General features: G+C 70.6%; 6 protein-coding genes and 2 pseudogenes. 6 read left to right on the forward strand and 2 right to left on the reverse strand.

Annotated features, from left to right (window positions below; genetic code table 11):
* Positions 1-325 (forward strand): annotated as a pseudogene (locus tag VFL99_RS12930) (transcription termination factor Rho); the annotation flags it as partial.
* Between the two features lie 172 nt (positions 326-497).
* On the opposite strand, the gene VFL99_RS12935 reads toward VFL99_RS12930, so the two are convergent.
* Positions 498-1,349 carry an LLM class flavin-dependent oxidoreductase gene (locus VFL99_RS12935; RefSeq protein ID WP_325106779.1) on the reverse strand — a complete coding sequence of 284 codons (852 nt, stop codon included), beginning with the start codon at positions 1,347-1,349 and terminating at the stop codon, positions 498-500.
* 177 nt (positions 1,350-1,526) lie between these two features.
* Between VFL99_RS12935 and VFL99_RS12940 the strand changes: the two genes are divergently transcribed.
* Genes VFL99_RS12940 through VFL99_RS12955 form a run of 4 tightly spaced genes read left to right on the forward strand, consistent with a single transcriptional unit; the run spans position 1,527 to position 4,499 of the window.
* Positions 1,527-1,916 carry a response regulator transcription factor gene (locus VFL99_RS12940; protein ID WP_325106780.1) on the forward strand — a complete coding sequence of 130 codons (390 nt, stop codon included), beginning with the start codon at positions 1,527-1,529 and terminating at the stop codon, positions 1,914-1,916.
* Positions 1,913-3,013, forward strand: coding sequence for a HEAT repeat domain-containing protein (locus tag VFL99_RS12945; RefSeq protein WP_325106781.1), 1,101 nt, complete (start codon positions 1,913-1,915; stop codon positions 3,011-3,013). The genes VFL99_RS12940 and VFL99_RS12945 overlap by 4 nt, the downstream gene beginning before the upstream one ends.
* A complete protein-coding gene (locus tag VFL99_RS12950) occupies positions 3,013-3,792 on the forward strand; it encodes a glycosyltransferase family 2 protein (protein ID WP_325106782.1) in 780 nt (259 codons plus the stop codon). Before VFL99_RS12945 ends, VFL99_RS12950 begins: the two co-directional genes overlap by 1 nt.
* Positions 3,699-4,499 (forward strand): glycosyltransferase family 2 protein, encoded by an 801-nt coding sequence (locus VFL99_RS12955; protein ID WP_325106783.1) that lies wholly within the window; start codon positions 3,699-3,701, stop codon positions 4,497-4,499. Before VFL99_RS12950 ends, VFL99_RS12955 begins: the two co-directional genes overlap by 94 nt.
* Here VFL99_RS12955 and VFL99_RS12960 read toward each other — a convergent pair.
* Positions 4,481-5,674 (reverse strand): annotated as a pseudogene (locus VFL99_RS12960) (IS110 family RNA-guided transposase); the annotation flags it as partial. The gene VFL99_RS12955 and the pseudogene VFL99_RS12960 sit on opposite strands and share 19 nt — an antisense overlap.
* A gap of 235 nt (positions 5,675-5,909) precedes the next feature.
* Here VFL99_RS12960 and VFL99_RS12965 point away from each other — a divergent pair.
* Positions 5,910-7,932: ATP-binding protein (locus VFL99_RS12965; protein ID WP_325106784.1), on the forward strand; the 2,023-nt coding region annotated here is incomplete at its 3' end.

Below are 7,932 nucleotides of genomic sequence, written 5' to 3' on the forward strand. Positions count from 1 at the left end.
GCTCGTCGAGACCGGGTCGAAGATGGACGAGGTGATCTTCGAGGAGTTCAAGGGCACGGGCAACATGGAGCTGCGCCTCTCGCGCCAGCTGTCCGAGCGCCGGATCTTCCCGGCCGTGGACGTGAACGCGTCCGGCACCCGCCGCGAGGAGATCCTCCTCGCGGCCGAGGAGCTCAAGATCATGTGGAAGCTGCGCCGGGTGCTCGCCGCGCTCGACCAGCAGCAGGGCATCGAGCTGCTCCTCGACCGGCTCAAGAAGACCAAGAGCAACGTCGAGTTCCTCATGCAGGTGCAGCAGACGTCCTCGATCCACCTGGACGACTAGTCACCACGAGGTATGCCGAGAGGCCCGGGACCGTGCGGTCCCGGGCCTCTCGTGTGGTGTGGGGACGGGCTCGGCCGCGTGCCGAGTTCTGCATCTCGGTTGGCGCGTGCTGGGGGACGGGCTCGGCCGCGTGCCGAGTTCTGCACCCGCAGGTCCGAACCGGTCGCGCCGGTCAGCCGGCCGGGGGACCGGCAGCAACTCGGCGGCGCAGCTCGGCAACGCCGTCCGGTCCCTCCGGCAGGTCCCACCAGCTCTCGACCCACCACGTGGCCCCGGCATCGGCCCATGGCTCCGGCGAGCCGTGCACGTCGCCGAAGTCGCCGAACGTGTCTCCCTCGACGGCCACGTCGTAGCCCTCCCAGGGCAGTCCCTGCTCCTCGCGCAGCCGCCGGAGCCGCTCCACGATCTCCGGGAAGGTGTCGAGGCTGAGCCCCGAGCTGCCCTCGGCGCCGCCGGCCACAGCAGGGAAGATCCCGTCCCAGCGCGCCGCCCGCTCCAGGGACGGCTGCCGTTCCCGACCGGGCACCAGCGCCCCGACGACCCAGACCGGTGGGTGCGGCCGCTGCACCGGCGGCGGCGGGTTGAGCTCGTCGACCGGACGGGCAGAGTAGTACGTGCCCGAGTAGGAGAACGGCTGGCCCGCCATCAGGCCCGCATAGACGTCGAGCGCCTCGTCCAGGCGCCGTGCGCGGACCCGCCGACCCTCGTCCGGCTCGAAGGCGAGCCAGTTCTCGTTGGTGGCACCGAGCCCGGCGCCGAGGACCACCCGGCCGCCGGACAGCCGGTCCACCGACCCCACCCGGCTGGCGAGGTCCCACGGCCGGTAGCGCGGCACGGGGGTGAGCAGGGTGCCCAGCCGGATCCGTTCGGTCCGCACGGCCGCGGCGGCCAGCGTGGCCCACGCGTCGTGCCGCCAGACGGCCTCCCAGCTGAACACGGCGTCCCAGCCGTGCTGCTCGGCCAGGCCAGCCACCTCGACGAACTCGGGCTCGCTGGCATAGGGGACGACGAATCCGTAGCGCATGCACCGACCGTAGGACCAACCACCGACGGACCGGCTGCGCTCCGCCGTTCGTCCCGGCCACGACCGCAGCCGCGGCGCCTGCATGATGGCGCGCCGCTCGTCCCCGGGTTGGGTCCCGTTGCGGGTTAGGGTGCGCAGTGGGCGACGTGGACGGGCAGCAAGAGGGGAGAGCCAGCGATGGACGAGACCGGATCCAGCCGTGTGCTCGTCGCGGATGACGACGCCGACATCCGCGACCTCGTGGTCTTCAAGCTCGAACAGGCAGGGCACGAGGTGGAGGCCGTCGACGACGGCGCCTCCGCGCTCGAAGCCATCCGGCGTGACCCGCCGCAGCTGGCGGTGCTCGACGTGATGATGCCGCAGATGTCCGGCATCGACGTGCTGCGTGCCGTGCGCGAGGACCCGAAGACCAAGTCGGTGAAGGTCATCCTGCTCACCGCGCGGTCCCGCGACGCCGATGTCGACGCCGGCTTCGCGTCCGGGGCTGATGACTACGTGATCAAGCCGTTCAGCCCGCGAGAGCTCGTGCACCGCATCAACGGCGTCCTGGCGCGGCCGGGGTCGTGACGCGTCCCGACACCGTCGCTGGCCACCTCCTGTTGGTGGCGGGGGTGGTCATCGTCGCCACCTGCTTGGTCCTCGCTGCCGTCATCATCGTTGCCAAGGTCGTCAGAGCCCGGGTGCTGCGCGCAACGGCGCTGCGCCAGGCGCCCTTGCGTCCCTTGGTTCTTGCGGTGGCCGCCGGAGAAGACGACGACGGCACAGCACGGGCGCAGCTGACTGCGGTTCCGAGCAGCCAGCGGGCCGATGTGCGCGACCTCCTCGTGGCGCTGCTGTCGAAGGTCCGTGGCGGCCCTGCCGAGGACCTGGTGGCGATCTTGGGTGAGCTGCGCACCGTCGACGCGGCGCGGGAGTCGCTGCACAGCCGCTCGGCGATCCGACGCGCGCGGGCCGCGCGGGTGCTGGGACTGATGCGGGAAGAGGCCTACGCAGCCGACCTGGTCGGAGCCCTCGCGGACCGTTCCCCGGAGGTGCGACTCGTGGCGGCGAGGGCCCTCGGCATGATCGGTGACCCGTCCGCGGCCACCGCGGTGCTGGAGGCGGTCCGTGGCACTCACGGAGGGGTCGGCATACCGGCGTCCATCGCGGCGGAGGCCCTCATCGGCATGGGGGTCGGCGTGGGCCCGGCGTTGCGGGAGGCGCTCCACGCGGACGACGCGACCATGAGGGCGGTCGCGGCCGGCGTCGCGGGCGTGGGCCTCTTCACCTCCACGGCACCACGGCTTCGGGTCCTGCTCGCGAGCGATCCCGACGAGCGGGTTCGACGCACGGCGGCGCAGGCACTCGGTCGACTGGGTGGCCCCGGTGACGTGGCGGTGCTCGTCGGGTCGACCCACGCGGACCAGCCGACCCCCCTGCGGCGCGTTGCCGCCCAGGCCCTCGGTGAGCTCGGAGACCCTTCAGCGGTTCCCGCCCTGACAGCGCTCTTGGTGGATGAGGATCGCCGGCTGGCGCAACTCAGCGGGCAGGCGCTGGCGCAGCTCGGCCCGCCCGGGCTGCGCGTCCTGGTCGAGTTTGCCGACGGAGAGGGTGCGGTGGGCCGGGCATCGCGCGCCGCGCTCGCGGTGGAGGAACTGCGGGCCGCCTCGAGGCGGTCGGCGTGATGTGGTCGGCAGTGGTGGACGGCGCCCGCGACGTGGTGGGTGCCGTCATGGGCGTCCTCCAGCTCCCGATCCTCGTGTACTTCGTGTTGATCAACTCCTCCTACCTCGTCCTCATCGCCCTGGCAGCCTGGCAGTTCGTGCACCACCTGCGGCGGGTCGAGCAGGCCGGCCGGGAAGAGACGCTGAGCAGCCAGCTCGCGGCGGGGGTGTCGGTCCTCGTCCCCACCTACAACGAACAGTTCGGGATCGTGCCGTCCGTGCAGTCCCTGCTGGCCCTGCGCTATCCGCGCCACGAGGTGGTGGTCGTTGATGACGGCAGCACCGACGAGACCTTCGCCCGCCTCCGCGAGGCGTTCGACCTCGTCGCGGTCGAACGCGAGATTCCCCAAGACATCCCCGTCCACGCACGGGTAAGGGACGTGCACGTGCCGCGCGATGGTCGTACCCGCCTGCTCGTGGTCCGCAAGGACAACTCCGGCAAGCACGATGCGGTCAACGTCGGCATCAACGCGGCCACCGAAGAGCTCGTGGTCGTCGTGGACGCGGACAGCATCCTCGACCCCGACGCCCTCCTGACCGTGACGAAGCCCTTCGCGGACGACCCGGTCCGCACGGTCGCCGCCGGGGGTGTCATCCGGGCCGCAAACGCTGCCGCGTGGTGGCCGGCCGCGTGGTGGACATCCGGATGCCCAGGACGTGGCTGCCGCGCATCCAAGTGGTGGAGTACCTGCGGGCCTTCCTGCTCGGTCGTGCCGGCTGGTCCCGCATTGGCGCGCTGATCCTCATCAGCGGCGCCTTTGGCGTCTTCCGCCGGGACGTCCTCGTGGAGGTGGGCGGCGTCGACACGGCCAGCATCGGTGAGGACTTCGAGCTGGTGATGCGGATGCACCGCCATCTCACGCGACAGCGGCGCGACTACCGGATCGAGTTCGTCGCCGAACCGATCTGCTGGACCGAGGTCCCGACCTCCACGGCGGTGCTGCGGCGTCAGCGCGCACGCTGGCACCGGGGGCTCTGGGAGACCCTCTGGAAGTACCGCGGCATGCTCGGCAATCCCCGCTACGGCCGCGTCGGGCTGCTCGCGCTGCCCTGGTACTGGTTGTTCGAGCTCATCGCCCCGGCGCTGGAGCTGTTCGGTCTGGTCCTCGTCGTCCTCGGGCTGGCGCTCGGCGTGGTCAACGTCTGGTACGCGATCGCCTTCCTCTGCCTGGCCTACGGGTATGCACTGCTGGTCACGTTGGCGGCGATGACCGTGGAGGAGATGAGCTTCCACAAGTACGAGCGCTGGAGCGACCTCGGCGTGACGTTGGTTGCCGCGGTGCTGGAGAACGTGGGGTACCGGCAGGCCACTGCGTGGTGGCGGCTGGAGGGCTGGTGGGCCAGTCTCAGTGGTCGAAAGGCCGTCTGGGGCGTCATGACGCGGGAGGGGTTCGAGGGGGTGTCCCTATGGACTTTGTCAAGCGGCTGCGGGGGGCGGGTCTGGTAGAGGGTGCCGTTGCGGAGCATGGCGTACAGGACGTCGCAGCGGCGTCGGGCGAGGCAGATGATGGCGGCGTTGTGCTTCTTCTTCTCGGCGCGTTTGCGGTCGTAGTAGGCACGGCTGGTGGGGTCTGACAGGGCGGCGAACGCGGCGAGGAACATCGCCTTCTTGAGTTTCTTGTTGCCACCTCTGTTGGGATGCTCGCCGCGGATGGAGGTGCCGGATCTGCGTGTTACCGGTGCCAGGCCGGCGTAGGCAGCGAGGTGGCCCGGGGTTGGGAAGGCCGAGCCGTCTCCGACCTCGAGCAGGATGCGGGCTCCGGTCCTGACGCCGACGCCGGGCATCGAGGTCAGGACCTGGGCAAGAGGGTGCGCATCGAGCATCTGCGCGATCTGGCGTTCGGCCTGGTCACGTTGCGCCAGCAGCTCGGCAAGCTGGGTGGCGAGTTTAGGCAGGACGAGCTCGGCGGCCGCGGTCCCGGGCACCACCAGGGTCTGCTGGCCCAGCGCGGTCATGATCGCCTCGACGATGTCGGCGTGGGCGCGGGGGGCCCGGGGCTTGGCCACGGCGGTCAGCCTCCGGCGCCCGGCCGCTTTTAGCCCGGTGGGGCCGCCGAAGCGGGACAGCAGCTCTAGGACGGCCTTGTGATGCAACCGGGGCCCGATCGCGCGCTCTAGCGCGGGGTGGATGTGTGTGAGTAGTCCGTGGATCCGGTTGGTGACGCGGGTGACCTCGGCGGCGAGGTCGTCATCGAAGCCGACGATGACCTCCAGGTCGGCCAAGGCTTCGTCGTCGACGTCGACGCGACGCAACGCGTGCGGCATGGTGCGGGCGGCCTCGGCGATCACGTAGGCGTCGCGGGCGTCGGTCTTGGCGTTGCCCGGGTGCAGGTCGGCGATCCGGCGCATCGCCAGCCCAGGCAGGTAGGCGACCTGCACCCCGCAGGCGCGGGCGACGGTGACCGGCAGCGCGCCGATCGAGGCCGGCTGGTCCACCACCGCCAGCACCGGCCCGTGCTTGGCGAGCTTGGTGAACAGCTCCCGCAGCTTGGCCTCATCCTGCGGCAAGGGCTTGTCGTGCAGCCGGCGCCCATCCGGGCCCAGACCGCACGCGTGGTGCTCCTCCTTGCCCACGTCCAGTCCCAAGAACACCGCATACCCGGGTTCGGTCACAGGGTCCACTCCTCGCGTTCGTTGGCTGGTCGCCAGTCAGGCGGAGGATGCCGGCACCCACGTTACGAAGAGACCTGCCCGCAAGCGGGTAGCCCTGTCCCTATCAGCGGTCAACCAACGCCACCAGACCCGGTGACAACACCCCCCGGATCATGCGAACAACAGGGGCGATCAGTCATGCCGAGCCTGGCGACCAGAGCCCTTGCTCCAAGGGCCACGAAGAAGGTAACGAGGGGGAGTCCTCGTGAGAGGTGCGTTCAGCCTCACGCGCAGGCTCCGCGGACTGGTCATCCTCATCGCGGTCCTCATGCTGGCGATCGCGGCCTCCTGCTTGTTCAGCCTCATGTCGGCGCGTGACAACATGCTGCGCCTGTCCACGCAGATCGCCCCGGCCTTCGACGCCAACAGCCGAGTGCTGCAGGTGATGACGAACGCCGAGACGGGTCTTCGCGGCTACGCCGCCTACCAGGACCCCGCATTGCTCACGCCCTACCGGGGGGCGCAGTCCGAGGCGCACCAGGCGCTGGCCGACCTCGACGCTCACCTACCCGACGACTCGGAGCTTCAGCACATCGCGAAGCGGGAGCGTCGGGCCGTGGACGCGTGGTGGCAGTTCGCGACCCGGAACCGGCAGCTCATCGAGCAGGGTGGGACGGCCCGAGCCGCTCATGGAGCGGACCTGTTCGACCGGGTGCGGGCCACCAACGGTGCCCTGCACGACCGGCTGGCGCAGGAACGGACCACGGCGCGCGAGCATGCCCAGCACGCCATCGTCCACGACAGCATCTTGGTCGGTGTCGTCACCGTGGTGGCCATCGTCATCGCCCTCGGCGTCGGCTTCCGCGTGGCCAACTCGCTCAGCGGGCCCCTCACCGCCCTGCGGGAGGTGGTGAGCCGGCAGCGCGCCGGCGACACCTCGGCCCGCGCCGATGACAGCACGGGCGCCCTCGACGTGCGGGCACTCGCGGCCGACTTCAACGACCTGAGCGGGCAGAACGAGGCGCTGCAGCGCAGCCAGTCCCGCGCCCTGGCGATGCACCAGCTGACCTTGGACGTCGAACGCGCCGTCCGCAGCACGCACGACGTGCAGAGCGCGCTCAACGTGCTGTGCCGGATGCTGGGTGAGGGCATGAACGCCGACCGTGTGATGGCCAACACGATCGACGAGAACAAGGACGTCCTGCTCGGTGCCCAGTGGCACGACGTCGACCTCGATCCGCTGCCGGACATCCCCGAGCCCCTGGTGCCCGAGGTCGGCGCCCTCGCCGAGGAGCTGTGGCAGGCCTCCTCCCGCCTGGTGCTGCGGGACTTCCTGGACCCGGAGGTGCAGGCCCAGGAACGCGCGCGCCTGTTCTACCGGGAGACCGGTGCGCAGTCCCTCATCCTCGTGCCGATCGGCTTGGGGGAGCGCGTGATCGGCATCATCTACGTCCTCGCGGTGGACCACCGTCGGCACTGGACCCGGGCCGAGGCCAACACGGTGCAGCAGTCGGCGGCGTTCGTCGCGCAGGTCATCGTGGAGACCCAGCACCAGGAGCACCAGGCCGAGCACGTCGCGCGCCTGGAACAGCTCGACCGCCAGAAGACCGACTTCCTCTCCACGGTCAGCCACGAGCTGCGGACCCCGCTCACCTCGATCAGCGGCTACCTCGAGCTGCTGCTCGACGGTGACGCCGGACACCTCGAGCCGGCGCAGGAACGCATGCTCGCCGTCATCGACCGCAACACCACCCGGCTGCGTGGCCTGATCGACGACCTGCTGCTGCTCAACCGGATCGAGACGGGGCGCCTCGGCTCCGAGATCCGGAAGCTGTCGCTGTGCCAGCTGCTCGACGACACGGCCGAGGAGCTGCGTCCGCTGGCCGGCAACGCGCGCGTGCACCTCGACGTGGAGCACGCCCCCGACACCGCGGTGGTCATGGGGGACCGGGTGCACCTGCAGCGGGCGATGGTCAACGTGCTGTCGAACGCCATCAAGTTCACGCCCGTCGGTGGCTCAGTCACCGTGCGCTGCACCGTCGATGAGGAGTCGGGAAACGCCCGGATCGTCTGCCGGGACACCGGGATCGGCATTCCGGAGAAGGACCGGGCCCAGCTGTTCACCCGCTTCTACCGGGCGAGCAACGCCACCGAACAGGCGATCCCCGGCACCGGCCTCGGACTCGTCATCGTGCGGCAGATCGTGGAGGACCACCACGGCCAGCTGCAGCTGTCGTCGGTGGAGGGGCAGGGAACCACGCTCCAGATCGACCTGCCCCTGGCCGCGA

Source organism: Segeticoccus sp. (assembly GCF_035708005.1).

Coding starts and splice junctions, on each gene's coding strand:
- VFL99_RS12955 (WP_325106783.1), top strand. CDS start 3,699: ATGCCCAGGACGTGGCTGCCGCGCATCCAAGTGGTGGAGTACCTGCGG.
- VFL99_RS12950 (WP_325106782.1), top strand. CDS start 3,013: ATGTGGTCGGCAGTGGTGGACGGCGCCCGCGACGTGGTGGGTGCCGTC.
- VFL99_RS12940 (WP_325106780.1), top strand. CDS start 1,527: ATGGACGAGACCGGATCCAGCCGTGTGCTCGTCGCGGATGACGACGCC.
- VFL99_RS12935 (WP_325106779.1), bottom strand. CDS start 1,349: ATGCGCTACGGATTCGTCGTCCCCTATGCCAGCGAGCCCGAGTTCGTC.